We start from the raw sequence: 24,740 nt of genomic DNA on the forward strand, positions 1-24,740 counted from the left end.
GCCCTCGACGCCATCACCCGCGACGTCCTCCACGACGAGATCACCCGCATCTGGGCCGAACGACAACTCACCGTCCTCTTCGTCACCCACAACGTGCGCGAAGCCGTCCGCCTCGCCCAGCGCGTCGTCCTGCTCTCCTCCCGCCCCGGACGCGTCGCCCGCGAATGGCGGATCGACCTGCCCCAGCCGCGCCGCATCGAATCCGCCGGCGTCGCCGACCTGTCCATCGAGATCACCGAAGAACTGCGTGGGGAGATCCGTCGCCATGGCCAGCACTGACACCACCCCTGTCCTGGACAAGAACGACAGGGTCCCGCAGGGCGCGAGCGACACCGCCGGCGTCGGCGCGGGCCTGGACGCCCTGGACACCGTCACCGCGCAGCGCGGCTCGCTCGGTGAGGCGTTGCGGAGCAAGGCACTGCCGCCACTGGTCGGTGTGCTGGTGGTGCTCGCGCTGTGGCAGGGGGCGTACAGCCTGGAGCTCACCTCCGCCTACAAGCTGCCCAGCCCCGCCGACGTGTGGCGCTCCGGCCAGGACCTCTGGTACCAGGGCACACTGTTCTCCATCATCTGGACCAGCGTCTGGCGCGGCCTGTCCGGGTTCCTCCTCGCCGTGCTCATCGGCACCCCCATCGGCCTGGTCGTCGCCCGCATCAGACCGGTGCGCACCGCCATCGGCCCGGTCCTGCAGGGCCTGCAGTCCCTGCCCTCCGTCGCCTGGGTGCCCGCCGCCGTCATCTGGCTCGGCATCAACGACTCCATGATGTACGCCGTCATCCTGCTCGGCGCCGTCCCCTCCATCGCCAACGGCCTCGTCGCCGGCATCGACCAGGTGCCCCCGCTGTTCCTGCGCGCCGGACGCACCCTCGGCGCCACCGGCCTCAACGGCGCCCGCCACGTCCTGGTCCCCGCCGCCCTGCCCGGCTACCTCGCCGGCCTCAAGCAGGGCTGGGCGTTCTCCTGGCGCTCCCTGATGGCCGCCGAACTCGTCGCCTCCTCCCCCGACCTCGGCCGCGGCCTCGGCCGATTCCTGGAGGACCAGCGCGAATTCTCCGACATGTCCGGCGTCCTCCTCGGCATCATCCTCATCCTCTTCGTCGGCATCGCCATCGAACTCCTCGTCTTCACCCCCGTCGAACGCCGCGTCCTGCGCAACCGCGGCCTCCTCACCACGAGCAAGTGAGGCACCGCTGATGCCCGCCCTCCTCCTGATCGCCCACGGCAGCCGCGACCCGCGCCACGCCGCGACGGTGGCCGCGCTCGTGGAGGAGGTGCGGGCGCAGCGGCCCGGCATCGAGGTCGCCACCGCCTATCTGGACCACTGCGCGCCGCGGATCCCGCAGGTGGTCGGGCGGCTGGCGGACGCGGTGGCGGTGCCGCTGCTGCTCAACCGGGCGTTCCACGCCAAGCACGACATCCCGGCCGCGCTGCGCGCCGCCGGCTCCCGGCTGCCGGTCGCGGACGTGCTCGGCCCCTCGCCCCTGCTGCTCGCCGCCCTGGACCGCCGCCTCGCCGAGGCCGCTCCGGCGCTCGGCTCGCCCGCCGTCCGGGCCCGTACCGGCGTCGTGCTGGCGGCGGCCGGCTCCTCGGACCCGGCCGCCGACGCCGCGACCCGCGCGGTCGCCGCCGAGTGGCGCCGCACCCGGGGCTGGGCCGCCGTCGAGGTCGCGTACGCCTCCGCCGCGGGCCCGCGTGTCCCCGACGCCCTCGCCGCGCTGCGCGCCGCGGGCTCCGAGCACACCGCCGTCGCCCCCTACCTGCTGGCTCCGGGCCTGCTCCCCGACCGCATCGCGGCCGCCGCCGAGGAGGCCGGGGCGGATGTGCTGGCCCCGGTCCTCGGCCCGTCCCCCGAGGTGGCGGCCCTCCTCCTGCAGCGCCACGACGAGGCCCTGCGGGCCGCCGAAGCGGCCCCGGCCCTCACCGCCTGAGCCTCACGAGGCCTTGCGGTGCTGGTACTCGGCGACCGCGGCGGTGATCACGCTGAGCGGCACCGGCTCGTCGACGTCGGCGATGGCGGCCTCGATCCACTCCCGCATGATCGCCGTCGGCTTCAGCCCCCGCTCCCGCGCACGGCGCCGAACCTCGTCCATCACCGGTTTGGGCAGCCGCAGCGAGGTGGTGATCATCACCGACTCGGCCGCGACCGGCTCTCCCGGCTCGGCGCTCATGATCTCGTCCTCGCTCAGCTCGTGCGTCTCGTAGTACTCGGCGATCGCTTCAAGGTCCGCACCGTTGTCAGTCATCCGTCACCTTCAACTCGTCCGTTTGAGGAACAAGCGCCTCTCGGCGGCTGTCATGTCGCGGGCCGTGGCGCAGTACCACGCCGACGGCACCGCCGCGCTCCGCGCCAACACCACCAACAGGTACCGCCCGGACCGCGTCACGCCGTGGCACAGGGTCGTCCCCTGACGGCCGCCCGAGAACCAGTGAGGGCGGCAGAACACGACGTCCTCGACCTCCTCCGGATCCACTCCGTGCCTGGCGATGTGCTCCTCGGAGCGCTCGGTCCAGTAGATCTCACTATGCACGAGCAGCAGCGTGTTGCAAACGCATTGCACGGCTCAAGCCGCCGTCACTCGGGCGAGTGACGGCGGCCGGGAGCAGCGACGGCGCGCGCCGCACGGGCCGCACGCCGTCGCGGCCCCGCCGGCACCCGGGTCACACCCGGCGCAGGGTGAAGGTGTCCGTCGGGTGCCCGGCGTTGGCCTCGGCGAGGCCGCCGGCGAGCTGGTAGAGGCTGCCGGCCGGGCCGCCGACCACCGCGGTGGGGGTGGGGTCGGCCGAGGGGCGGACGGCGGTGAGGCGGGCGGTGCGCCAGTGGTCCTCGGAGCGCAACTCGACCTCGGCGTCGCGGCCCGCGCCGAAGAAGGCGTTGGTGACGCCCGCGATCGAGCCGTCCGGGCGGCCGAGCAGGCCGTCCAGGTGCAGCAGCGCCTGCCCGCCGGCCACCTCGACGCGCCGCAGCGCGGCCGGGTTCCCCAGCGGGACCTGCCACAGGGTGCCGTCGTCCCACTTGCCGAGGATCAGCCGGCCGTCCCGGTGGACGATGCCGTTGAGGCCGTACGCGCCGGGGGCGGGGGCCAGTCGCGGGTCGCGCAGCAGGACGGCGGCGCTGCCGTCCGGGGCGACCCGATAGACGACGGGGGCGAAGGAGTCGGTGACGTACGCGGTGCCGTCGGGGCCGATGGCGATGTCGTTGGCCAGGTGGCCGGCGCCGTCGGCGGCGACCGCCGCGAGGTCGGTGTAGAAGAGGCGCCGGCCGGTGTCCAGGTCGTAGGCGCCGATCCCGGCGACCTTGCCCAGGGTGGCGGGGGTGCTGCGCTCGCCGATGCCGTTGTCGAGGTTGGTGACCAGGACGCGGCGGTGGACCGGGTCGATCCGCAGGCCGGCGATCTCGATCAGGGTGCCGGGGTCGTCCACCAGGGTGCGCACGCCGGCGTCGGTGCCGACGGCGGAAACGGTGCCGTGCCGCAGCGAGCCGAGCAGGAAGCGGTGGTGGGCGGCGTCCCAGTCGCCCGACTCGGGGACGAGGCCGGGCGCGCGGCCCTGGATCACGGCGGGTGCCGGGCAGGCGGCGGCCGCGGCGGGCAGCGCCCCGGCCGTGCCGAGGAGGGCGGCCGCGGCGGCGACGGCGGCCAGGGCCCGGCGGGCAGTACGGTTCTGACGGTGGCTCATCGGCGTTCCCTCGCATGTGCGGTCCGTTGACGCGGTCCAGCCTCGCCCGATCGGCCGGCCCGCAGCAGTGCGTGGGAATACTGGTAGTCGGACTACCGGGAAGAACGGGGGACGGGGTGGACGTGAGGGACGTGGACGACACCGGGGAGCGCCGCTCGGCGCTGTCGAGCTTTCTGCGCAGTCGCCGCGCGCGGCTGACGCCGCAGGAGGTCGGGCTGGCGCCCGGGGTGCGGCGGCGCACCCCGGGGCTGCGCCGCGAGGAGCTGGCGCTGCTCGCCGGGGTGGGGGTGACCTGGTACACGTGGCTGGAGCAGGGGCGGGACATCCACCCGTCGCCGGAGGTGCTGGCGAGCCTCGCCCGTACGCTGCGGCTGGACCGGGCGGAGACGGCGTACCTGTTCCGGCTGGCCGGCGGGCATCCGCTGGATGGCGAGGTGGCCGCGCCCGGGGACGTGCCGGCCTCGCTGCTGCGGCTGATGCGCGCGCAGTGGCCGGCGCCGTCCTTCGTGATGGACGCCAACTGGGACATCCGGGCCTGGAACCCGGGCGCGGACGCGCTGTTCGGCCTGACCGGCCGCCCGCCGCAGGAGTGCAACCTGGCCTGGGTGGTGTTCGGCAACCCGGTGCACCGGGCCCGGGTGGAGCACTGGGAGGAGCACGCCCGGCGCTTCCTGGCCCAGCTGCGCTCCGCCTATGCCGAGCGCGGCGGCGAGGCGACGGCCGTGGGGCGCCGGCTGGCCCGGATGATCCGGCAGGTCCGCGGCGAGTACCCGGAGGCGGACCGCTGGCTGGACGAGCACCAGGTCGCGGAGCGCTCCGGCAGCGAGAAGGTGATCCGGCACGAGCGGGTGGGCGTGCTGCGGATCGACCAGCACGTGCTGCTGGCCGCCGAGGGCCTGCAGCTGATCGTGATGTCGCCGCGCGACGCCGGTACCGAGGAGCGGCTGCGCACCCCGGCACCAGCACCAGCACCAGCACCAGCGTCGGCCCCGGCAACAGCGGTGGCCCCGGTGTAGCGCGGACAGCGGTCCGCCGCCCCCGCACGGCGCGGGGGCGGCGGACCGGGAGCGGCGGACCGGGGACGGCCGTCAGACCGGGAGGTTCCACTTCTGGTTGGCGGCGCCGTTGCAGTCCCAGATGCCGAGCTGGTTGCCGTTCTCGGTGGCGAAGCCGAGGTCGTCCAGGCAGCGGCCGGACTGCGGGTTGAGCAGCGAGCCGTCGGCCCGGGCCTGCCACTGCTGGGCGCCGGTGCCGTTGCAGTCCCAGATCTGGACCTTGGTGCCGTTGCCGGTGTTGCCGCCCGACACGTCCAGGCACTTGCCGAGCGCGCGGATCGTGCCGTCGACGCCGATCCGCCACTTCTGCGCGACCGAGCCGTTGCAGTCGTAGATCTGGACGGCGGTGCCGTTGCCGAGGTTGGCGCCCCGCACGTCGACGCACTTGTTGACGTAGCCGGTGATCTGGCCGGTCGGGCCGGCCGGCGGCGCGGCACCGAGGACGACGCGCGGGAACATCACGGAGTCGCCGATCATGCAGGAGGCGGACACGGTGCCGTCGCCCATCCCCAGGCCGCCGATGGCGGGGCGGGAGAACTGCACGGTGTGGGTGGAGTTCCAGTAGAGGCAGTTGGCCGTCACGGTCCAGGTCTGCATCGGGTCGAGGCCGCTACAGCTGCCGACGGCGTTCCAGGCGGAGGTGTAGGCGGCGCAGGCGGGGGCGGCCTGGGCGGCGGTGGCCGGTGCCACCACGGCGGCGGCCCCGGCGAGCAGGGCGGTGGTCAGCAGGGCGGAGGTTCGGCGCATGGGAGGTCGTCCTTCCGAATCGGGGAATCACGTCGACTCACCGTCCACGCCCCGTCGGTGACGGTGCGTCGGATGTGTGGGCCGCGTGAAAGACTCGGGGGTGCGCGGTCGGCCGTCAACCGGCAGATCACCGGCAGCTGCCGGGTGCGGTGGGGCTGAGCAGGGACGTCGTCCCGGGCGGCAGTTTCGCCGGGTCCGCACGGCCGGGCCGTCGAGGGGCCGGGCCGCGGAAGCGGGGACGTCCCCGGGCGGGCCGCGGAAGCGGGGACGTTCCCGGGCGGGCCGGGCGGATCGCCGGGCCGACCGGACAGCGCACGGCCCGGCTCCCCCCTGGGGAACCGGGCCGTCGTCGGAACGGAAGGACGTCAGTCCGTCTTGCGGCGCTGGCGGCCGGTGCCGTAGTTGGAGCCGGACTTGGAGCCGCTGCCGGGCTTGGCGCGGCCCGAGGAGCGGCCGATGAAGCCGGCCGCCTGCGGGCGGTCGCCCTGGGCGGCGGCGCCCATGCGCTGCTTGGGGCGGGGGCGGCGCGGGTTGCCGTTCATGTCGACGTCGGCGGGCAGCGCGGAGCGCTTGCCGGAGCGGCGGCGCGGGGCGCCGGACTTGGCCCCGGCGGGCTTGTCGGCGCCGTCCTTGGCGCCGGACCCGGCCTGGGCCGCGACGACCGGTACGGCCAGCGTCACCGCGACGCCGCTGGGCGTGCGGGCGCCGGTGATCCGGGCCAGGTCGGCGTCGCCCGGGCGGATCTTGGTGACGGTCGGGCGGATGCCGGCGACCGTCATCAGCCGGTTGACCTCGCGGCGCTGCTCGGGCAGCACCAGGGTGACGACCGTCCCGGACTCGCCGGCCCGGGCGGTGCGGCCGCCGCGGTGCAGGTAGTCCTTGTGGTCGACCGGCGGGTCCACGTTGACGACCAGGTCCAGGCCGTCGATGTGGATGCCGCGGGCGGCGACGTTGGTGGCGATCAGCGCGGTGACGTGGCCGTCCCGGAACTGGTCCAGGACCCGGTTGCGCTGCGGCTGGGACTTGCCGCCGTGCAGGGCGGCGGCCTTCACGCCGTTGGCGAGCAGCTGCTTGGCCAGCCGGTCGGCGCCGTGCTTGGTGTGCACGAACATGATCACGCGGCCGTCGCGGGAGGCGATGTGCGCGGTGGCGGAGACCTTGTCGGTCTGCTCCAGCTGGAGGACGTGGTGGTCCATGGTGCTGACCGCGCCGGCCGAGGGGTCGACCGAGTGGGTCACCGGGTCGGCGAGGAAGCGCTTGACCAGCCGGTCGACGTTGCGGTCCAGGGTGGCGGAGAACAGCATCCGCTGCCCGCCCTCGGCGACCTGCTCCAGCAGCTTGCTGACCTGCGGCAGGAAGCCCATGTCGGCCATCTGGTCGGCCTCGTCGAGGACCGTGATCGCGACGTCGGAGAGGTTGACGTCACCGCGCCCGATCAGGTCGTCCAGCCGGCCCGGGGTGGCCACCAGCACCTCGGTGCCGCGGCGCACCGCGTTGGCCTGCCGGTTGATCGACATGCCGCCGACGACGGTGGTGATCCGCAGGTTGACGGCGGTGGCGTACGGGGTGAGCGCCTCGGTGACCTGCTGCGCCAGCTCGCGGGTGGGCACCAGCACGAGCGCCAGCGGGTGCCGGGCGTCGGCACGGCGCCCGGCGGTGCGGGCGAGCAGCGGCAGGCCGAAGGCCAGGGTCTTGCCGGAGCCGGTGCGGCCGCGGCCGAGGACGTCGCGCCCGGCGATCGAGTCGGGCAGCGTGGCGGCCTGGATCGGGAAGGGCTCGGTGACGCCCTCGCGGGTGAGCGCGGAGAGGATCCCCCTGGGCAGTTCCAGCTCGGCGAAGGAGGCCGCCGGGGGCCGGGGCGGGGTGCCCTGGACCACGGTGAACTCGGTGGCCTCGGGCACGGCGGCGGGGCGGCCCTGCTTGGGGGCGCCGGCGCGGTTGCGCGGCTTGCGCGGGCGGTCGCCGCCGGCGGTGCGGCGGGCCTGGTCGGTGGTGCGGGGGCCGCGGTCGCGCGGCGGGCGGGCAGGGGTGGTCACGGGAGCTCCGTCGGTCGGTCGGCAGCCCGGGCTGCGGGCTGGTCGGCCGTCGGAGATTTGCGTGTGCCGCCCCGGCCGTACGGCGGCATGAGCGGGGGCCCGCACCGTGCGGTGCGGGCCCCCGCTTCGCGATGATCGCGAGTCAGCGTGGAGCTGACGTCAGCCGATGATCTGGATGTTCTCGGCCTGCGGGCCCTTCTGGCCCTGGGTGACGTCGAACTCGACCTTCTGGCCCTCGAACAGCTCACGGAAGCCCTGAGCCTGGATGTTCGAGTAGTGGGCGAACACGTCGGCGCCGCCACCATCCTGCTCGATGAAGCCGAAGCCCTTTTCGCTGTTGAACCACTTCACGGTGCCGGTAGCCATAACCGTCTCCTCTAACTGGGGCATCAGGGACCCACACCTCGTGGATCCCCAAGTAGCCGCGATCCCCATCCGGAGACTGAAACACCGGACAAAACAAATGCGCCTGTCGGTTGGAACCAGCAGGCGCACACCACGTTCATGGGAACCAAAACTGCAACTGCATCGACTGTAGCACGGTGGAACCGGGCGTGACCGGGGATTTTCCGCCTCGGAGATCACGTTTGGCGGCTCCGGCAAAGGGGCAGCGGCGCCCCGCCGAAGCGGGACGCCGCCTGTCCTCGCGGACCCGGTCGGACCGGGCCGACCGGTCGGGTCAGCGCCGGCCGGCCGGCTCCGGCACGCCGTGCGCGCCGGGCAGCGGGTCCGGGCCCTCGCCGTGGCCGTGACCGTGGCCGGGGTCGGCGCCGTGGCCGGGCCACCAGGCCTTGTTGCCGATCAGCGCGGTGAGCGCCGGGGTGAAGAACATCGCCATCACGAAGGCGGCCAGGATGATGCCGAAGGCCATCGCGAAGCCGAACTCCAGCATGAAGATGTTGCCCGCGAGCATGAAGGTCGCGAAGGACGCCGCCAGGATGAAGCCGGCCGCCGCGACGGTCGGGCCGCCGTGGCGCAGCGCCTCGCGCGCGGCCTCACGCGGGTTGCGGCCCTCGCGGGCCTCCTCGCGGAGGCGGGCGATGATCAGGATGTTGTAGTCGGTGCCGATCGCCACCACGAAGAGGTAGATGAGGATCGGCAGCATGAACATCAGGCCGGTCTCGCCGCCGAGGTTCTGGAAGAGCAGCGTGGTGGCGCCGAGGGTGGCGGTGAAGCCCAGGCCGACCGAGGCCATCAGGTACCAGGGGGCGACGACGCTGCGCAGTTGCAGGCCGAGGATGAGCAGGATCAGCAGACCCGCGATCGGGAAGACCAACTTGTAGTCGTGGGTCATCGCGAGGTTGATGTCCTTGTAGATGGCGGTCAGGCCGCCGACCTTCGCCTCGGTCCCGGCCGGTACCTGGCCGTGCGCGGCCTCCCGGAGCCGGGTGAGGGTCGCGATCGCCTCGTTGCTGTCCGGCTTGTCCTTCAGCATGACGGTGAAGTCGGCCGTCACGCCGTCCGCGCTGAGCTGGGGCTTCGGCGCGGCCTGGGCCACTCCGGAGACCTCGCCGAGCTTGGCGGCGTAGGAGTCGAACGCGCCCGGGTCGAGCTTGGCGCCGGTGGTGCTGGTGAGGAAGACGTGGGTCGGGTCGGCCGCACCGGCGGAGAAGCCGTTGATCATCTTGTCCTGGACGACCATCGACTCCTTCTCCTTGGGCATGGAACTGCCCGCGAGGTCGAAGGTGCCGTTGTAGCCCAGGGCGCCGACGGACAGCGCCAGCAGCACGCCGCCGGAGGCGAGTGCGACCACCGCCGGGCGCTTCTGCACCATCCGGCCGAGCGCGGCGAAGCGCGCGTCGTTCGGCTCCCGCATCCACTTCTTGCCCGGCCAGAACACGGCACGGGCCGGGATGACCGCGAGCAGGGCCGGGGCCAGGGTGAGCGAGGCGAGGGCGGTGACCACCACGGCGATGGCCAGTGCGGGGCCGAGGGCCTTGAACATGCCCAGGCTGGAGAGGATCAGCACGGCGAAGGCGACGGTGACCGCGCCGGCGGCCGAGGCGATCGCCTCGCCGACCCGCCCGACCGCGTTGGCCACGGCCTCCTTGCGGTCGTCACCGGCCCGCAGCCGCTCGCGGTAGCGGAACGCCAGGAAGAGGAAGTAGTCGGTGCCGACGCCGAGCACGACGACGATCAGGATCGCCGAGAGTATCGGGGTGCTTTCGAGGCCGAAGGCCTTGGTGGCGTAGTTGATCAGGCCGTTGGAGGTCGGCATGGCGACCACGAGCGAGACCAGGAGCGGCAGCAGGCCGGCCAGGATGCTGCGGAAGATGATCCCGACGATGATCGCGACCAGGACGATCGTCGCCAGTCCGATGAGGGCGTCGGCCGAGCCGGAGGCGTCCTGCTGGTCCAGCGACTGGGCGGCGGCGCCACCGAGCTGGAACTTGACGTCGGTCCCCGCGCTGAGTGCCTTGCCCTCCTCGCGGAGGTGCTTGGCGACGTCGCCGAACACCTTGGGGTCCTGCTGCTTGGTCTTGTCGATGGCTATCGGCGCGAGCGCGTACTTGCCGTCCTTGGACGTGGTCTGCTCGCCGACCGGGATGATCTTCTCGACCGCCTCGATCTTCTTGTCCGTGAGGCCCTGGACGATCTTGGCCATCGCGGCCTTGTCGCCCTCGTTCAGCGCCCCGCCGTCGTTGCGCTCGAAGAGTGCCAGCGCGGACGGCGTGAAGCTGGCCGGGAACGCCTGTTCCTGGAGCGCGGCGGCCTGGATCGACTCGTAGTGCTTGGGGAGGAACGACGCCTCGTCCGTCTGCGCGGTGATCTTCGGCGCCGTCGCGACGATGGCGACCATCGCGACGACCCATGCGGCGATCACCCACCACGCACGGCGAACGACGAATTGTCCTAGTCGGTGGAACATGCTCGTGATGCCTCCTGGGCATGGTTCACCGCAGCCCTTGGGGGACGGGACGCTGGGCGACGGCAGGACCGGCTCGGGGAATGCCCGGCGGGCACTCCCTTGCCGGTCGGCAGGTAAGTGGATCTGGGGCATCATCCTACGAGCACTTGCTTGCCGCCCGGCAAGGAGCCCCCGTGTGCTTCAACCCCCGTAGGCCGCCCCGAAGCGGCCCCGCCCCAGTTTCCCCCGCCCACAGCCCTCTTGACCTCGTGCTCCGGGTGGATCCATCTCCCCCTCAGGGTGGAGGCGCATCCCCTACCCCCCAGGAGGAGGTCTCGGGGTCCGGGGGTAGGGAAAACCCCACCCCGGCCCCGAGGACAACACCAGGAGAGGGCCACCCGCCAGCCGGATTACCCGTCAACCCCCGCTTCCCTACTGTCGATCGGGACGCCGGACAGCAGCCGGCGCACCGCGACCGGCGGCTCCCCCGACCCAGGGCCGCCGCCGCTCCCGTCCGGCGACCACCGCCGCTCTCCCAGGGGGGAAGACCCACCGTGAAGCCCGTGAAGTCCAGACTCGGCCCGGCGGCCGCCATGGGCGCCTGGAGCGCCCGGCACCGCAAGACCGCCGTGTTCGGCTGGCTGCTCTTCGTCGTCCTGGCCGCCGCGCTCGGCACCGCGCACGGCAGCACCAAGGTGACCGAGGCCGAGTCGATCCCCGGACAGGTCTCCCGGGCCGCGCGGATCCTCGACGAGGCCGGGCTGCAGAGCCCGGCGGGCGAGACCGTCCTGGTCCAGAGCACCACCCGCAACGCCGACGACCCGGAGTTCCGCGCCGCCGTCGGCCAGGTGATCGCCGCGGTGAACGGCACCGGCGAGGCCGCCGAGGTCCGCTCGCCGTACGACACCCGGGCGGTCTCCGCGGACGGCCACTCCGCGCTCGTGACGCTGACGCTCAAGGGCGACCGCGAGCAGGCGCCGGACCACGTCCAGCCGGTGCTGGACGCGGTGGCCGGCGTGCAGCGGCAGCACCCCGACCTCACCGTGGTCCAGCTCGGCGACGCCAGCTCCGGCAAGTGGATGCAGGACCAGCTCACGAACGACTTCGCCCGCGCCGAGTGGACGGCCGTGCCGCTCGCCCTCGGCATCCTGCTGATCGCCTTCGGCGCGCTGGTCGCCGCCGTGCTGCCGGTGGTGCTCGCGCTCACCGCCTTCGTCGCCGCCGCCGGGCTGGTCGCCCTCAGCAGCGGATTCCTGCACACCAGCGGCGACGCCTCCTCGGTGATGCTGCTGGTCGGCCTCGCCGTCGGCGTCGACTACTGCCTCTTCTACCTGCGCCGCGAGCGCGAGGAGCGGGCCGCCGGGCGCGACGCCGCCACCGCGCTGGCCGTGGCCGCCGCCACCAGCGGCCGGGCCGTACTGGTCTCCGGCGTCACCGTGGTCGTCGCCATGGCCGGCATGTTCCTCACCGGGATCGCCACCTTCAAGGCGATGGCCTTCGCCACGATCGTGGTCGTGATCACCGCCGTGCTCGGCTCGCTCACCGTGCTGCCCGCACTGCTGTCGATGCTCGGCGACCGGGTCGAGAAGGGCCGGGTGCCGTTCCTCGCCAGGCCGCGCCGCCCGGCCGCCGGGGACCGGAGCGGCGGACGGTTCTGGAACGCGGTGCTGACCCCGGTGCTGCGCCACCCGCTGGCCGCCACCGTCCTCGCCGGCGCCTTCCTGCTGGCCGTGGCCGCACCGCTGCTCACCATGCACACCGCCAAGCTGACCTTCCAGCAGCAGCTGCCCGCGGGCAACGCCCTGGTCGCCGCCTCGCAGAAGATCGAGGCCGCCTTCCCCGGCAGCCCCGCCCCCGCCACCGTGGTGATCAGGGCCACCGACATCGACTCCCCCGCGATGACCGCCGCGATCGCCGAGCTCAAGGCCAGGGCGCTGGCCGGCGGACGGATGCACGGCCCGGTGGAGGTCACCGTGCACCCCGACAAGAACGTGGCCACCGTCGACATCCCGCTCAACGGCACCGGCAACGACGCCACCAGCAACGAAGCCCTGCGGAGCCTGCGCGAGGACCTGGTGCCCGCCACCGTGCTCGCGGTGCCCGGCACCGAGGCCCCGGTCACCGGCCAGACCGCCGGCTCGTACGACTTCAACCGGAAGATGACCGGCTCGATGCCGCTGGTCCTCGGCTTCGTGGTGGTCTTCGCCTTCCTGCTGATGCTCACCTCGTTCCGCTCCCCGGTCGTCGCCGTCACCGCCGTGGTGCTCAACCTGCTCTCGGTGGGCGCCGCGTACGGGGTGCTGACGCTGGTGTTCCAGCACGGCATGGGCGCCTCGCTGCTGGGCACCGCCGGGGTCGGCGCGGTGGAGTCCTGGGTGCCGCTGTTCCTCTTCGTGATCCTCTTCGGACTCTCGATGGACTACCACGTCTTCGTGGTCTCCCGGATCAAGGAGGGCCACGACCGCGGCCTGCCGACCCGGGACGCGATCGCCCACGGCATCCGCTCCACGGCCGGGGTGGTCACCAGCGCCGCGGTGATCATGGTGGCGGTGTTCTCGGTCTTCGGCTCGCTGTCCATGCAGGTGATGAAGCAGATGGGCGTGGGCCTGGCGGTCGCGGTGCTGATCGACGCCACGGTGATCCGCGCGGTGCTGCTGCCCTCGGTGATGACCCTGCTCGGCGAGCGCAACTGGTACCTGCCGCGCTGGCTGAACTGGCTGCCGGACCTCTCGCACGGCGAGTCCGTCCCGCCGACCGGCGCCGACCGGGCCCCGCACGGGCCGCCGGCCGCCCCGGCGCAGGGGGCGCGCCACCGGGCCGAGGTCTGAGCCTCCCCGGCACCCCCGGAGGCCCAGCGTCCCCGACCGCTCCGAGACCCGTCCGGGACCCGTCCAAGCCTCCTCCGACCCGCCCGACGCCGGGCTCCGCAGCGCGCGGGGCCCGGCGTCCTTGCGTCATGATGATCACCGTCCGGGGTTCCCCGGATGAACGTCGGCGGAACGGAAACCCAGTCATGATCCCCTTCGACGAGGGCCGCGCCCGGCTGCTGCTCGCCCGGGCCTGCGAGTCGGCCGGGCTGGCCGCCCCCGACGGGGCCACGCTGCTCGCGCTCGGCGAGAACGCCGTCTTCGACCTCGGCGACCCGGCCGTGGTCGCCAAGGTCGGCCGCGGCCCCGAGCTGTACGACCGGGCCCACCGCGAACTGGCCCTGGCCCACTGGCTGGCCGGCCAGGACGTCCCGGTGGTCCGCCCGTACGACGCGGTGGCGCCCGAGCCGCAGCTGGCCGACGGCCACCCGGTCACCTTCTGGCACCGGCTCGCGCCCGCCGTCCGGCCCGCCCGCCCGGTCGACCTCGCCCCGCTGCTGCACGCCCTGCACCAGCTGCCGCTGCCCCCCTTCACCCTCGGCCGGCGCGACCTGCTGGCCCCGGTCGAGCGCTGGCTGGCCTCCGCCGAGGGCCACGTGGACCCGGTGGACGTCGCCTTCCTGCGCCACCGCCGGGACGCCTTCGCGGCCGCCCTGCCCGACCTCGTCCCGCAGCTGCACCCCGGGGTGATCCACGGCGACGCGCTGCCGCGCAACCTCCACATCGGTCCGGACGGGCCGGTGCTGCTCGACCTGGAGTTCATGGCGAACGACCTGCGCGAGCACGACCTGGTGGTCCTCGCCCTCAGCCAGGACCGCTACGGCGTGCCCGTCGAGGAGTACCGCGCGTTCACCGGGGCGTACGGCTGGGACGTGCGCGAGTGGCCCGGCTTCACGGTGCTGCGCGGCGCCCGGGAGACCGCCAGCGCCTCCTGGGTGGCGCAGCAGGCGGCCAGCAACCCGGCCGCGCTGAAGGAGTTCCGGCGCCGGGTCGACTCGCTGCGGGACGGGGCCACCGAGGTGCGCTGGTACCCCTTCTGACGGCCCTCCCCGTTACCCGCGGAGCGGCGGGGCCGCCAGCGGGGCGAGTGTGAGAAGACTCTTACGGCGGGTCGGTCCGGTCCGCAACCGCGGAACGTACGATCGGCGTCCTGTCGGACAGTCGTCCTGACCCGAGAGATCGGCACCGCACTCGCACCTCAGGAGCCGCCGCCATGCACCGGACCGCCCGCCGCCCCTCCGCCCCGACCCGACCGTCCCGATCCAGGCGCCGGCTGCTCGCGGGCTGCGTCGCGGTGGCCGCCGCCCTGGGGCTGGCCGCGTGCGGGACCGCCAGCGGGGCGCTCCGGCCGCCGAGCGCGGCGGCGCCGTCCGGGACGCAGTCGCCGGCCGCCACCGAACCGGGCGGGACGGCGGCGACCGCTGGTGCGCCGGCGCCCGGATCGGACGCCGTACCACCGGGCACGGACTCCCCGGCCGCTTCCGCACCGGCCGCCTCCGCACCGGCGGTGCCGGCGAAGCCGAGGCCGACCGCGGCCACGGGCTCCCCCGTCTCCACCGTGCCGACCACGCCCGCCACGCCCCCCACGCCCACCGCTCCGGCCACCCAGGCCCCACCGGTCACCCCGAGCGCCACGCCGTCCTCGCCCACCGCGCCCGCCGCGCCGTCCCCGCACACCGGGGCGGGCACCGTGATCGGCTCCACCGCCTCCGGCGGCCGCACCGTGGCGCTCACCTTCGACGACGGCCCCGGCCCGGCCACCGGCCAGATCCTCGACCTGCTGGCCCAGTACCACGTCAAGGCCACCTTCTGCCAGATCGGCCAGAACGCCGCCGCCAACCCCGCCATGGTCAAGCGCGTCCTGGCCGCCGGGCACCGGCTCTGCGACCACAGCGTCCACCACCCGCAGCCGTTCGCCAAGCTCCCGCACGACAAGGCCGTGGCCGAGATCACCGACGCCCGGAACATGATCGTCCAGGCCGGCGGCCCCGGCACCGAGGTCGGCTGGTTCCGCGCCCCGGGCGGCGGCTTCAACGCCGACAACGAGCACATCACCGCGAGCCTCGGGATGTCCTCCCTCGGCTGGTCCGTCGACCCGCGCGACTGGGCGCGTCCGGGCACGCCGGCCATCGTCTCGGCCGTGCAGAAGCAGCTCAGGCCCGGCGGCGTGATCCTGATGCACGACGGCGGCGGCGACCGCAGCCAGACCGTGGCCGCGCTCAAGCAGCTGCTGCCCTGGCTGGTCGCCCAGGGCTACACCTTCGACTTCCCGGCCGCGTAGGGCCGGGGCCGTCGGGGCCTCGGCTCCGCCCTGACGCTCCGGGCGTTTCCCCCGCTCTCCCCCGCGTCCCCGCCTCCCGTACCGCGGAGGGCTCCCGTACCGCGGCCGTCCGGGCGCGTCAGGGCACGCGCAGCCGGTAGACCTGCCGGGAGCCGCCCTCCGGGCCCGGGGCGGCGGCCTCGGCCGGGGTGAAACCCAGCCGCTCGTAGAAGACCCGGGCGCCGCTCTCCACCGCGCCCGGGTGGTCCGGGCCGAAGGTCACCACCTCGACGGCGGCCGGGCCCCGGACATGACGGCGCAGCACGTCCTCGACCAGCCCCCGGCCGACACCGGTGCCCCGGGCACGCCCGGCCACCACCAGCCAGTGCAGGTGGTACGGCCCCGGGCCCGCGGCGCCGAACAGCAGGCCTCCGAGCAGCCCCTCGCCGTCCTCGGCGACGGTCGCCCGGCCCCCGTCGATGCCGGCGCGCACCGCACGGTGGAACCCCGGCTCGGCGACCATCGGGCCGAACCAGTGCTCGACCTCGGCGGCGAGGGCGAGGAAGCCGGGCAGGTCGGCGGGGCGCGCGGGCCGCACGGCCGTCACCGGGCGGGCCAGCGCGGGTCGACCACCGCCTGCGGGTCCTTGCCGCGGCGCAGCCAGTCCTGGAGGCCCTCGGCCCACTGCCGGTACCAGTCGATCTGCCGGCGGTGCAGCTCGGCGGGCTCCAGCGCCCCCACCTCGGCCGGGTAGCGCCCGGCCAGCGCGACGGCGACCCGCACGGCGGCGAGCGCGTCGCTGCCCGCCTCGTGGGCGTCCGTCAGCTCCACCCCGTACAGCTCGCAGACCCGCTGCAGGGTGCGCGAGCCCTTGCGGTACTTGTCCACGGCCCGGTCGATCACCAGCGCGTCCAGCACCGGCCCGACCGGCCTGCCCAGGCGCTCGGCGAGCGTCGCCAGCCCGTGCCGGCGCAGCTCGGCGTCGAGCAGCGACAGGTCGAACGGCGCGTTGAACGCCACCACCGGCCGCCCGTCGGCGATCCGCTCGCACAGCGCGGCGGCTATCTCCTCCACCGCCTCCTTCGCCGGCCTGCCCTTGCTCCGCGCCACCTCGTCCCCGATCCCGTGGATCGCCGCCGCCTCGGCGGGTATCGGCACCCCGGGGTCGAGCAGCCAGTGCGCGGCGCCCACCCGGGCGGCCCCGACGGTGTCCACGAGTGCGGCCGTGACGATGCGGTCCACGGCCGGGTCGGTGCCCGTGGTCTCCAGGTCGAAGCCGACCAGTGGCTGCTGCCACCAGCTCATCAGGTGTGTCCTTCCGTCCTGCCTCTCGAAACAGCCCCTATCATCACCCGGCCCACCGACAACCCGGCCCGCGGGGAGCCCGGTCACGGGCCCGCCCGGCCTAGGCTGTTCCCCGGACCCGCACGAAGGAGCCGCCCATGAGCACCGCCCCGACCCCGCCCGCGCCCTTTCGTCGACCCGACGCCGTCCACCCGCTGCGGACGATCAGGGAGATCCGCGGCTCTCTGCCCGCGGACCAGGTCAAACACTTCGACGCCGACCTCGCCGACACCGACATCGACGCGCTGCCGGCGATACTGCACCGCTGGGCGACCCTGGGCACCGACGGCTTCCTGGACTTCCTCCTGACGACGCCCTTCGAAGGGCTGGAGTTCGGGGCGCGCTCCTACGAGGACACGGCGGACTCCGAGTGATCTACCTGCTGGACACGAACGTGGTCGCCGAGCTCACCACACGTCCCAAACCGGCCCCCGCTGTCATCGACTGAGCCCGCTCCGTCCCTGCTACGGCGCACCGCCTCAGCGTCATCACCGTCGCGGAGATCCAGGCGGGCGTCGATGCCACTCCCGATCCACTGCGCCGGGACCTGCTCGAGCAGGTCCTCAACGGCGTGCGGGCGGAGTACGGAGGGCGGATCGCCGCAATCGGCGAGCAAGAGGCCGCCGCATACCTCACCGTTCACCGCCGCCTGAAGAGCGCCGGGACCAGCATCGACCCGCCCGATGCGCTGATCGCGGCCACGGCCATCGCGAGGGGCTGGACACTCGTCAGCCGTAACGTCAAGCACCTGGCGCGGACCGGCGCAGTCGTACTGAACCCGTGGGAGTGCTGAGAGCCCGTCATGCCGACCGCCCCGGTCACGGGATGCGACCGGGGCGGACGGGGCCGGCGGGGCGGGGTGGGCTAGCGGGGCGGGGTGGCGAGGGCGAGGCGGCTGGGGAGGACGCTGGAAGCGACGGCGAGCAGCAGGCACAGGGCCGTGCCGGCGCCGAGCGGTGCCCAGGGCAGCCGCAGGGCGACGGTGGCCCGGCCGGCCAGGATGCGGTGGTTGAGCAGGGCGGTGGTGCCGTACTGGGTGAGCGCGGTGACGGCGAGGGCGAGCAGCGCGGCGGTGGCGACGACCAGGACGGCCTCCAGCGCGACCATCCACGTGACCTGGCGGCGCACCGTCCCGGCCAGCCGCAGCACGCCGAAGTCGCGCCGGCGGTCGGCGGTGCTCATCACCATGGTGTTGACGATCGCGATCAGCGCGTAGAGCAGGGCGGGCCCGAGGATCGTGGTGGTGGCGATCCAGGCGTAGTGGGCGCCGGGGTCGGGCCCGGGGTCGTGGGCGTCGGTGAGGGTGCCGCCGAGCCGGTCGGCCGGTTCGGCGTCGAGGTGGACGGCGGCGGGGCGGGCGCCCGCCAGGTGGCCGGCGACGGCGTCGCCGCTGAGCAGGACCTCGTCCAGGCCGAGCTGGGTGCGGTAGACGAGGGCGAGCCGCAGGCTGGTGACGGTGCCGTCGGCGAGGCGCAGGTTGACCTGGTCGCCGAGTTTCCAGCCGTGGCCGCGGACCTGGTCGGTGGAGGCGGCGAGGGTGGCGCCGCGCAGGTCGGCGGCGCTGCCGTCGACGGCGGGCAGTGTCCAGGCGGTGGCGAGGTCGCCGTCGACGACGGTGGCGGCGGACGGCGCGCTCGCGGGCGAGTCCTCGCCGTGGTCGTCGAAGGCGGGGGCGGCGGCGCCGAGGCCGGTGACCACGGTGGCGGTGGTGGCGGTGGCGTGCAGTCCGGGGCGGGCGGCGGTGAGCCGGTGGGCGGCGTCGGCGGGCAGTGGGGCGCCGCCGGGGCGCAGCACGTACGCGGCGGCGGCGAGGGCCCGGTTCTGGGCGGTCATGGCGTCGGCGAAGGCGGCGGTGGAGCCGACCACGGTGCCGGTGAGCGCGATGGCGAGGAAGGCCGGGGTGGCGGTGGAGACGGTGCGGCGCACGGCGGTGAGGGCGTTCTGCCGGGCGAGCAGCGGGGCGGCGGCGACGGCCCGGGCGAGCGGGGCGCTGAGCAGTCGCAGCAGCGGCGGTACGACGGCCGGTGCGAACAGGGCGAGCGCGGTGATGGCGAGCAGGTCGGCGCCGAGCACCCACTGGGAGGCGAGTTGCGGGTCGTCGGGCTGGTCGCCGGGGACGGGGGTCATGGTGGGCGCGGCCAGGTAGTAGCCGACGGTGCCGGCCAGGGCGGTGAGGCCGAGCAGCGCGCAGGTCCAGCGCAGCGGGGTCATGGCCGCGCGGTCGGCGGCGGCGTCGCCGAGGGCTTCGACGGCGCGCACCCGGCCGGCCCGCAGGGCGGCGGTGACGGCGCCGAGCAGGGCGACGAGGAGGCCGACGGCGGCGGCGAGCAGCATCGGCCCGGCGGCGGGGTGTGCGGTGAATCCGTCGGGGGCGGCGCCGCGGGCGACCAGCCAGGCGGCGAGCGCGGGTGCGCCGGGCAGCGACAGCAGGCAGCCGCTGACGGCGGCGGCGAGGGCGACGACGGCGGCCTCGCCGGTGATCAGCCAGACGATCTGCCGGGGCGTGGCGCCGACGGCGCGCAGCATCGCGATCTCCTGGCGGCGCTGGGCGACGGCGAAGGCGAAGGTCCCGGCGACGACGAAGACGGCGACGAAGGCGGCCATCGCGGCGGTGAACTGGAGCACCTTGTGCAGGGAGGGCGCGCCGAGCGGGGAGTCGTCGCCGGCGGTGTCGTGGAGCAGGCTGCCGGTGGTGGCGACGAGCAGGACGCCGAGGGTGAGGGCGACGTAGGAGCCGGCGAAGGCGGACTTGCGCCGCCGCAGGCTCGCGGTGGCGACCGGCAGCAGGGTGGTGATCGAGGTCATGCCGCCGTCTCCAGGGCGGTCATCCGCTCGGCGACGTGCTGGGCGGTGGGGTGGGGCAGGTCGTCGACGATCCGGCCGTCGGCGAGGAAGAGCACGCGGTCGGCGTAGGCGGCGGCGACCGGGTCGTGGGTGACCATGACGGTGCTCTGGCCCTCCTGGTCGACGAGGTCGCGCAGCAGGGCGAGGACGTCGCGGCTGCTGGCGGAGTCGAGGGCGCCGGTCGGTTCGTCGGCGAACAGCATGCGCGGCCGGGTGATCAGCGCGCGGGCGATCGCGACGCGCTGCTGCTGGCCGCCGGAGAGCTGGGAGGGCAGGTGTCCGGCGCGCTCGCCGAGGCCGACCTGGGCGAGTGCCCGGCGCACCTGCGCGGGGTCGGGGCGGCGGCCGGCCAGCCGCAGCGGCAGCCCGACGTTCTGTTCGGCGGTGAGCGAGCCGACCAGGTTGAAGGCCTGGAAGACGAAGCCGATCCGCTGGCGGCGCAGCACGGTGAGTTCGGTCTCGCCCAGTGCGCCGAGGTCGGCCCCGTCCAGGGTGACCCGGCCGCTGTCGGGCCGGTCGAGGCCGGCGCAGCACTGCAGCAGGGTGCTCTTTCCGGAGCCGGAGGGGCCCATGACGGCGGTAAAGCCGCCGCGGGCGAACTCGACGTCCACCCCCCTGAGTGCCCGTACGGCCTCCGGGCCGGTTCCGTAGGTGCGGTGTACGTCGTCGAGGCGCAGGACGGCCCCGTTCTCCCCCGTGATCTTCACAGCAGCCACACCTACCACGGTGGCCACGGCCCTGACCAGGTGCTTTGGGGGAATCGTTATGCCGTCAGCCGCCGTGCCCCGACGAGGACTTCGGCGCGGACTCCGGCGCGGACTCCGGCGCCGCCGACGGGGCGGTGCGGGCCGGGTCCCAGCGGCCGAGCCGTTCCGGGTCGGCGCGCATGACCTGGGCCTTGAGGTCCGTGACGGCTTCGAGGTCCTCGGGCGCGGCGGGGCGCGGGCTCCGGTCGGGGTCGATGGTCACGGCCCGCAGTCCGGCAGCCGCGCCACCGCCCCGACCAGCCGTTTTCGTCAGGACACCGGCCGGGAGTCGGCCCACACGCCCTCGAACTCCTCGCGGTAGACCTCCAGCAGTCCGGCCTCGGTGCCGCCGGGCTGCTGGCCGGCGCCGCCGCGCAGCACCAGGGCCGGGGACTCCATGCCGCGGGCGCGGCGCAGGTAGGGCTGGATGACGCCGAGGTCGCGGCCCTGCCGGCGGCCGCCCGCCTGGCCGGCCGTGCGGGGGCCCTCGACCAGGTAGGCGGTGAAGCGCGGGGTCTCGTCGAAGACCCGGATCTCGAAGCCGCCCTGGTCCCGCAGCCGGGCCCGCACCCGCCGCACGTGCATGATGTTCATTTCGATGGAGCGCGACAACTCGCTGCGGCCGAGGCCGAGTTCGCGTTCGCGGCGGCGCACCGCACTGCTCGCCGGGTTGAGGAAGAGCAGCCGCACCCGGCAGCCTTCGCCGGCCAGGCGCACCAGGCGCTTGCCGGTGTAGTTCTGGCAGAGCATGCCGAGGCCGATGCCGAGGGCGTCGAGGCGCCGGGCGCCGTCCAGCAGGTCCTCGACGGGGAGATCACGCTGGAGCCGGACCCGGTCGGCGTGCACGGCGACGACGTCCGCGTACCGGCCGGCCACCAGGGACTCGACCACGTCGGCGGGCACCCCGCCGGCGCCGCCGTCCAGGACGGCCAGCAGCCGGGCGGCGGCCCGCTCGGTCTGGGCCAGCACGGTCTGGGTGAGCACCCGGTTGCGGGAGACCACGTGCCGGGCCACCTCCAGTTCGTCGAGCGCCAGCTCGATCTCGCGCCGGTCGGCCAGGTAGGGCTCGAAGCAGGGCCAGTGCTGCACCATCAGTTCGCGCAGCTGGGGCAGGGTGAGGAAGACCAGCGGGTCGTCGTCGGCCGGGTCGAGGAGGTAGCCCTTGCGGCGGCTGACCTCGCGCACGGCCCCGGCCCGGTGCGCCCACTCCTCGCCGGCCGGCCCGGCGGCGGCGGTGACCCAGTCCTCGCCGTGGGCGGGGGCGTAGATCGGGTGCAGCACCTCGTCGACCAGGGCGCGCAGCCGCTGTTCGACCAGGTTGAGCCAGACGTAGGCGCGGCCGGACAGCCGGACCCGCTGGTAGGCGTCCTCCCATTCGCCGGCCGACCAGGCCAGTGCGGGTATCTCGACCGGGCCGCCCTGGGCGGGCACCAGGGCCCGGCCGGTCAGGGTGGGACGCATGACCACCGTGGGCGCCTCGCTGCGGGTCGCGCCCCGGTCGGGGCCGCCGGGCCCGGAACCGCGGCCGCCGGCGGGGAACACCATGCGCCACCTCATCTGGTTGCTGCGGCCGGCCCCCGCGGGCGCGGGGACCGTCGAAAGCCTGTCGGCCCGCCCCGGGCGGCCGGACGATCAAGGGTACTGCCCGCCGCGAGCCGATCGCAGCCGGATGCGCGGGGCCCCTCCCGCACCACCGGAGCACTCTTCACACGAATGCCCGACGGGCGCTCGTTCGGCCCAACCCGGGCCGGATGTCCCGGCCCCCGGGGAGGGGCTCGGGGAGTATGCCCTGTGCCGCGCGTCACAGCGGCTGTGCCGTGCGTCACGGCGCACGGTCACGCACATGCCCGGCCGCCCGGCCGGGAAGAGAGCGTCCGGGCCCCGGCAGGCGGCCGGTCCCGTTGTCGGAGCACACGTCAGTTTCCGTCGGCAGCAAGGAAGTTGAGAAGTCATGCAGGTCTGGCCCGGTACGCCCTACCCGCTCGGCGCCACCTACGACGGGGCCGGCACCAACTTCGCCGTGTTCTCCGAGAGCGCCGACCGGATCGAGCTGTGCCTGATCGCCGAGGACGGCTCCGAGACGGCCGTCGAGCTGCGCGAGACGGACGCCTTCGTCCGGCACGCCTACCTCCCGGGCGTCCAGCCCGGCCAGCGCTACGGCTTCCGCGTGCACGGCCCGTACAACCCCGGCCTGGGCCAGCGGCACAACAGCGCCAAGCTGCTGCTGGACCCGTACGCCAAAGCGATGAGCGGGCACATCGACTGGGACGAGTCGGTCTACGGCTACCACTTCGGCGCCCCCGAGCGCCGCAACGACCTGGACTCCGCCCCGCACACCATGCACTCGGTGGTGATCAACCCGTACTTCGACTGGGGCACCGACCGGCCGCCGCGCACCGACTACCACCGCACCGTCATCTACGAGGCCCACGTCAAGGGCCTGACCCGGCTGCACCCGGGCATCCCCGAGGAGATCCGCGGAACGTACGCGGGCCTGGCCCACCCGGCGGTGATCGAGCACCTGGCCAAGCTCGGCGTCACCGCGATCGAGCTGATGCCGGTGCACCAGTTCGTCCGCGACCACCGGCTGCGGGACCTCGGCCTCGCCAACTACTGGGGCTACAACACCGTCGGCTTCTTCGCCCCGCACTCCTCCTACTCCTCCAACGGCGACCGCGGCCAGCAGGTGCAGGAGTTCAAGTCCATGGTCAAGGCGCTGCACGCGGCCGGAATCGAGGTGATCCTGGACGTCGTCTACAACCACACCGCCGAGGGCAACCACCTGGGCCCGACGCTGTCGCTGCGCGGCCTGGACAACGTCTCCTACTACCGCCTCGCCCGCGACCAGCGCTTCTACGAGGACACCACCGGCACCGGCAACAGCCTGCTGATGCGCAGCCCCCACGTGCTCCAGCTGATCATGGACTCGCTGCGCTACTGGGTCACCGAGATGCACGTGGACGGCTTCCGCTTCGACCTCGCCGCCACCCTCGCCCGGCAGTTCCACGAGGTGGACCGGCTGTCCTCCTTCTTCGACCTGGTCCAGCAGGACCCGGTGGTCTCCCAGGCCAAGCTGATCGCCGAACCCTGGGACCTCGGCGAGGGCGGCTACCAGGTGGGCAACTTCCCCCCGCTGTGGACGGAGTGGAACGGCATGTACCGGGACACCGTGCGGGACCTGTGGCGCGGCGAGAACGCCACCCTCGCCGAGTTCGGCTCCCGGCTCACCGGCTCCGCCGACCTCTACCAGGACGACGGCCGCCGCCCGATCGCCTCGATCAACTTCGTGACCTGCCACGACGGTTTCACCCTGCGCGACCTGGTCTCGTACAACGAGAAGCACAACGAGGCCAACGGCGAGGACAACCGGGACGGCGAGTCCTTCAACCGCTCCTGGAACTGCGGCGTCGAGGGCCCCGCCGCCGACCCGGCCGTCGAGGAGCTGCGGGAGCGCCAGCAGCGCAACTTCATCGCCACCCTGATGCTCTCCCAGGGCGTGCCGATGCTCTCGCACGGCGACGAGCTCTGCCGCACCCAGCTGGGCAACAACAACGCCTACTGCCAGGACAACGAACTCACCTGGGTGCACTGGCCCGAGGGCGACGGGCCGCAGGCACGGCTGCTGGAGTTCACCCAGGGGATGATCTGGCTGCGCCGCGACCACCCGGTGTTCCGGCGGCGGCGGTTCTTCCACGGGCGGCCGGTGTCCGCCTCCGGCGGCTTCGACGACCTCACCGACATCGCCTGGTTCACCCCGACCGGGGAGGAGATGACCAAGCGCAACTGGGGCGCCAGCTACGCCAAGTCGCTGACCGTCTTCCTCAACGGCTACGCGATCTCCGAACCGGACCGGCGCGGCGGCCGGATCGTCGACGACTCCTTCCTGCTGATGTTCAACGCCCACTCCGAACCGCTGGAGTTCACCGTGCCCGCCGACCACGGGCAGGAGTGGCGGGTCGTCGTCGACACCGCCCGGCCCCGGCTGCCCGCCCCCGGCACGGGCGCCCGGGTCAAGGCGGGGGACGCCCTCTGGCTCACCGACCGCTCGCTGATGGTGCTGCAGCGGCCCGCCTAGGCCCTCTCTTTCGGATCACGTCGGACCAGTGGGCGTCGTTGGAGTGCGTGCATCGGCGGTGCGGAGGAGGGAGTCCATGCGGAGCATCGGCGACCGACGACAAGCCGGCGAGGTGCGTGCTCCGGCGGCGACCGCCTGGCGTGATCCGAAAGAGAGGGCCTAGGCACTCCGTCCCGTGCCGGCGGTGCCGCGGCGGCCGCCCGGGGGCGTGCCGGCGGTGCCGCGGCGCCCGGCCGGGCCGGT

General features: G+C 74.1%; 22 protein-coding genes and 1 pseudogene. 11 read left to right on the forward strand and 12 right to left on the reverse strand.

What is annotated here, in order from left to right:
- The 3 genes and pseudogenes from ACFVVA_RS26660 to ACFVVA_RS26670 all read left to right on the forward strand — a co-directional run.
- Window positions 1–279: pseudogene (locus ACFVVA_RS26660) on the forward strand (ABC transporter ATP-binding protein); the annotation flags it as partial.
- Window positions 266–1,183, forward strand: coding sequence for an ABC transporter permease (locus ACFVVA_RS26665; protein ID WP_387693322.1), 918 nt, complete (start codon window positions 266–268; stop codon window positions 1,181–1,183). The pseudogene ACFVVA_RS26660 and the gene ACFVVA_RS26665, both read left to right, overlap by 14 nt.
- A 10-nt stretch (window positions 1,184–1,193) precedes the next feature.
- Window positions 1,194–1,928 carry a sirohydrochlorin chelatase gene (locus tag ACFVVA_RS26670; protein ID WP_387693324.1) on the forward strand — a complete coding sequence of 245 codons (735 nt, stop codon included), beginning with the start codon at window positions 1,194–1,196 and terminating at the stop codon, window positions 1,926–1,928.
- Window positions 1,929–1,931: 3 nt separating this feature from the next.
- On the opposite strand, the gene ACFVVA_RS26675 is transcribed toward ACFVVA_RS26670, so the two are convergent.
- Window positions 1,932–2,243 carry a hypothetical protein gene (locus tag ACFVVA_RS26675; RefSeq protein WP_387693326.1) on the reverse strand — a complete coding sequence of 104 codons (312 nt, stop codon included), beginning with the start codon at window positions 2,241–2,243 and terminating at the stop codon, window positions 1,932–1,934.
- A gap of 22 nt (window positions 2,244–2,265) precedes the next feature.
- Here ACFVVA_RS26675 and ACFVVA_RS26680 point away from each other — a divergent pair, with 22 nt between their 5' ends.
- Window positions 2,266–2,409, forward strand: a complete 144-nt coding sequence (locus ACFVVA_RS26680) for a hypothetical protein (protein ID WP_380545472.1) — start codon at window positions 2,266–2,268, stop codon at window positions 2,407–2,409.
- Between the two features lie 249 nt (window positions 2,410–2,658).
- On the opposite strand, the gene ACFVVA_RS26685 is transcribed toward ACFVVA_RS26680, so the two are convergent.
- Window positions 2,659–3,675: a hypothetical protein gene (locus ACFVVA_RS26685; RefSeq protein ID WP_380634984.1), complete on the reverse strand. Its 1,017-nt coding sequence runs from the start codon at window positions 3,673–3,675 to the stop codon at window positions 2,659–2,661.
- A gap of 116 nt (window positions 3,676–3,791) precedes the next feature.
- Here ACFVVA_RS26685 and ACFVVA_RS26690 point away from each other — a divergent pair, with 116 nt between their 5' ends.
- Window positions 3,792–4,691, forward strand: a complete 900-nt coding sequence (locus ACFVVA_RS26690) for a helix-turn-helix transcriptional regulator (RefSeq protein WP_387693328.1) — start codon at window positions 3,792–3,794, stop codon at window positions 4,689–4,691.
- Between the two features lie 72 nt (window positions 4,692–4,763).
- Here ACFVVA_RS26690 and ACFVVA_RS26695 read toward each other — a convergent pair whose 3' ends face one another.
- The 4 genes from ACFVVA_RS26695 to ACFVVA_RS26710 all read right to left on the reverse strand — a co-directional run bounded on the left by ACFVVA_RS26695 (window position 4,764) and on the right by ACFVVA_RS26710 (window position 10,382).
- A complete protein-coding gene (locus tag ACFVVA_RS26695; RefSeq protein WP_387693330.1) occupies window positions 4,764–5,477 on the reverse strand; it encodes a ricin-type beta-trefoil lectin domain protein in 714 nt (237 codons plus the stop codon).
- 365 nt (window positions 5,478–5,842) lie between these two features.
- Window positions 5,843–7,513 carry a DEAD/DEAH box helicase gene (locus tag ACFVVA_RS26700; RefSeq protein WP_387693332.1) on the reverse strand — a complete coding sequence of 557 codons (1,671 nt, stop codon included), beginning with the start codon at window positions 7,511–7,513 and terminating at the stop codon, window positions 5,843–5,845.
- Between the two features lie 159 nt (window positions 7,514–7,672).
- A complete protein-coding gene (locus tag ACFVVA_RS26705; protein ID WP_030060364.1) occupies window positions 7,673–7,879 on the reverse strand; it encodes a cold-shock protein in 207 nt (68 codons plus the stop codon).
- A gap of 313 nt (window positions 7,880–8,192) precedes the next feature.
- A complete protein-coding gene (locus ACFVVA_RS26710; protein ID WP_387693335.1) occupies window positions 8,193–10,382 on the reverse strand; it encodes an MMPL family transporter in 2,190 nt (729 codons plus the stop codon).
- A gap of 572 nt (window positions 10,383–10,954) precedes the next feature.
- Between ACFVVA_RS26710 and ACFVVA_RS26715 the strand changes: the two genes are divergently transcribed.
- The 3 genes from ACFVVA_RS26715 to ACFVVA_RS26725 all read left to right on the forward strand — a co-directional run bounded on the left by ACFVVA_RS26715 (window position 10,955) and on the right by ACFVVA_RS26725 (window position 15,509).
- On the forward strand, window positions 10,955–13,189 hold the full coding sequence (locus ACFVVA_RS26715) for an MMPL family transporter (protein WP_387693450.1): 2,235 nt from the start codon (window positions 10,955–10,957) through the stop codon (window positions 13,187–13,189).
- A 185-nt stretch (window positions 13,190–13,374) separates the two neighbouring features.
- Window positions 13,375–14,268 carry an aminoglycoside phosphotransferase family protein gene (locus ACFVVA_RS26720; RefSeq protein WP_359909662.1) on the forward strand — a complete coding sequence of 298 codons (894 nt, stop codon included), beginning with the start codon at window positions 13,375–13,377 and terminating at the stop codon, window positions 14,266–14,268.
- A 173-nt stretch (window positions 14,269–14,441) separates the two neighbouring features.
- The gene (locus tag ACFVVA_RS26725) at window positions 14,442–15,509 is read left to right on the forward strand and encodes a polysaccharide deacetylase family protein (RefSeq protein WP_387693337.1); all 1,068 of its coding nucleotides are present in this window, start codon (window positions 14,442–14,444) and stop codon (window positions 15,507–15,509) included.
- A 118-nt stretch (window positions 15,510–15,627) separates the two neighbouring features.
- On the opposite strand, the gene ACFVVA_RS26730 is transcribed toward ACFVVA_RS26725, so the two are convergent.
- A complete protein-coding gene (locus ACFVVA_RS26730) occupies window positions 15,628–16,095 on the reverse strand; it encodes a GNAT family N-acetyltransferase (protein ID WP_387693339.1) in 468 nt (155 codons plus the stop codon).
- Window positions 16,092–16,793, reverse strand: a complete 702-nt coding sequence (locus tag ACFVVA_RS26735; protein ID WP_387693341.1) for an exonuclease domain-containing protein — start codon at window positions 16,791–16,793, stop codon at window positions 16,092–16,094. The genes ACFVVA_RS26730 and ACFVVA_RS26735 overlap by 4 nt, the downstream gene beginning before the upstream one ends.
- Window positions 16,794–16,930: 137 nt before the next feature.
- Here ACFVVA_RS26735 and ACFVVA_RS26740 point away from each other — a divergent pair, with 137 nt between their 5' ends.
- Both ACFVVA_RS26740 and ACFVVA_RS26745 read left to right on the forward strand, forming a co-directional pair.
- Complete coding sequence (locus tag ACFVVA_RS26740; protein ID WP_387693343.1) at window positions 16,931–17,206, forward strand: hypothetical protein; 276 nt, start codon at window positions 16,931–16,933, stop codon at window positions 17,204–17,206.
- A 113-nt stretch (window positions 17,207–17,319) separates the two neighbouring features.
- Entirely contained in the window at window positions 17,320–17,625 is a 306-nt protein-coding gene (locus tag ACFVVA_RS26745; RefSeq protein WP_387693451.1) for a PIN domain-containing protein, read from the forward strand.
- Between the two features lie 71 nt (window positions 17,626–17,696).
- On the opposite strand, the gene ACFVVA_RS26750 is transcribed toward ACFVVA_RS26745, so the two are convergent.
- The 4 genes from ACFVVA_RS26750 to ACFVVA_RS26765 all read right to left on the reverse strand — a co-directional run bounded on the left by ACFVVA_RS26750 (window position 17,697) and on the right by ACFVVA_RS26765 (window position 21,883).
- Window positions 17,697–19,637 (reverse strand): FtsX-like permease family protein, encoded by a 1,941-nt coding sequence (locus ACFVVA_RS26750; RefSeq protein WP_387693345.1) that lies wholly within the window; start codon window positions 19,635–19,637, stop codon window positions 17,697–17,699.
- Entirely contained in the window at window positions 19,634–20,383 is a 750-nt protein-coding gene (locus ACFVVA_RS26755) for an ABC transporter ATP-binding protein (RefSeq protein ID WP_359909647.1), read from the reverse strand. The genes ACFVVA_RS26750 and ACFVVA_RS26755 overlap by 4 nt, the downstream gene beginning before the upstream one ends.
- Before the next feature lie 64 nt (window positions 20,384–20,447).
- Window positions 20,448–20,645: a hypothetical protein gene (locus ACFVVA_RS26760; RefSeq protein WP_387693347.1), complete on the reverse strand. Its 198-nt coding sequence runs from the start codon at window positions 20,643–20,645 to the stop codon at window positions 20,448–20,450.
- A gap of 47 nt (window positions 20,646–20,692) precedes the next feature.
- Window positions 20,693–21,883, reverse strand: a complete 1,191-nt coding sequence (locus ACFVVA_RS26765) for an SAV2148 family HEPN domain-containing protein (RefSeq protein ID WP_359909683.1) — start codon at window positions 21,881–21,883, stop codon at window positions 20,693–20,695.
- A 490-nt stretch (window positions 21,884–22,373) separates the two neighbouring features.
- Between ACFVVA_RS26765 and glgX the strand changes: the two genes are divergently transcribed.
- On the forward strand, window positions 22,374–24,497 hold the full coding sequence (gene glgX, locus ACFVVA_RS26770; RefSeq protein ID WP_387693349.1) for a glycogen debranching protein GlgX: 2,124 nt from the start codon (window positions 22,374–22,376) through the stop codon (window positions 24,495–24,497).
- The last annotated feature ends 243 nt before the right edge of the window (window positions 24,498–24,740 follow it).

The organism is Kitasatospora sp. NPDC058048 (assembly GCF_042885555.1).
GTDB lineage: Bacteria > Actinomycetota > Actinomycetes > Streptomycetales > Streptomycetaceae > Kitasatospora > Kitasatospora lactacystinica.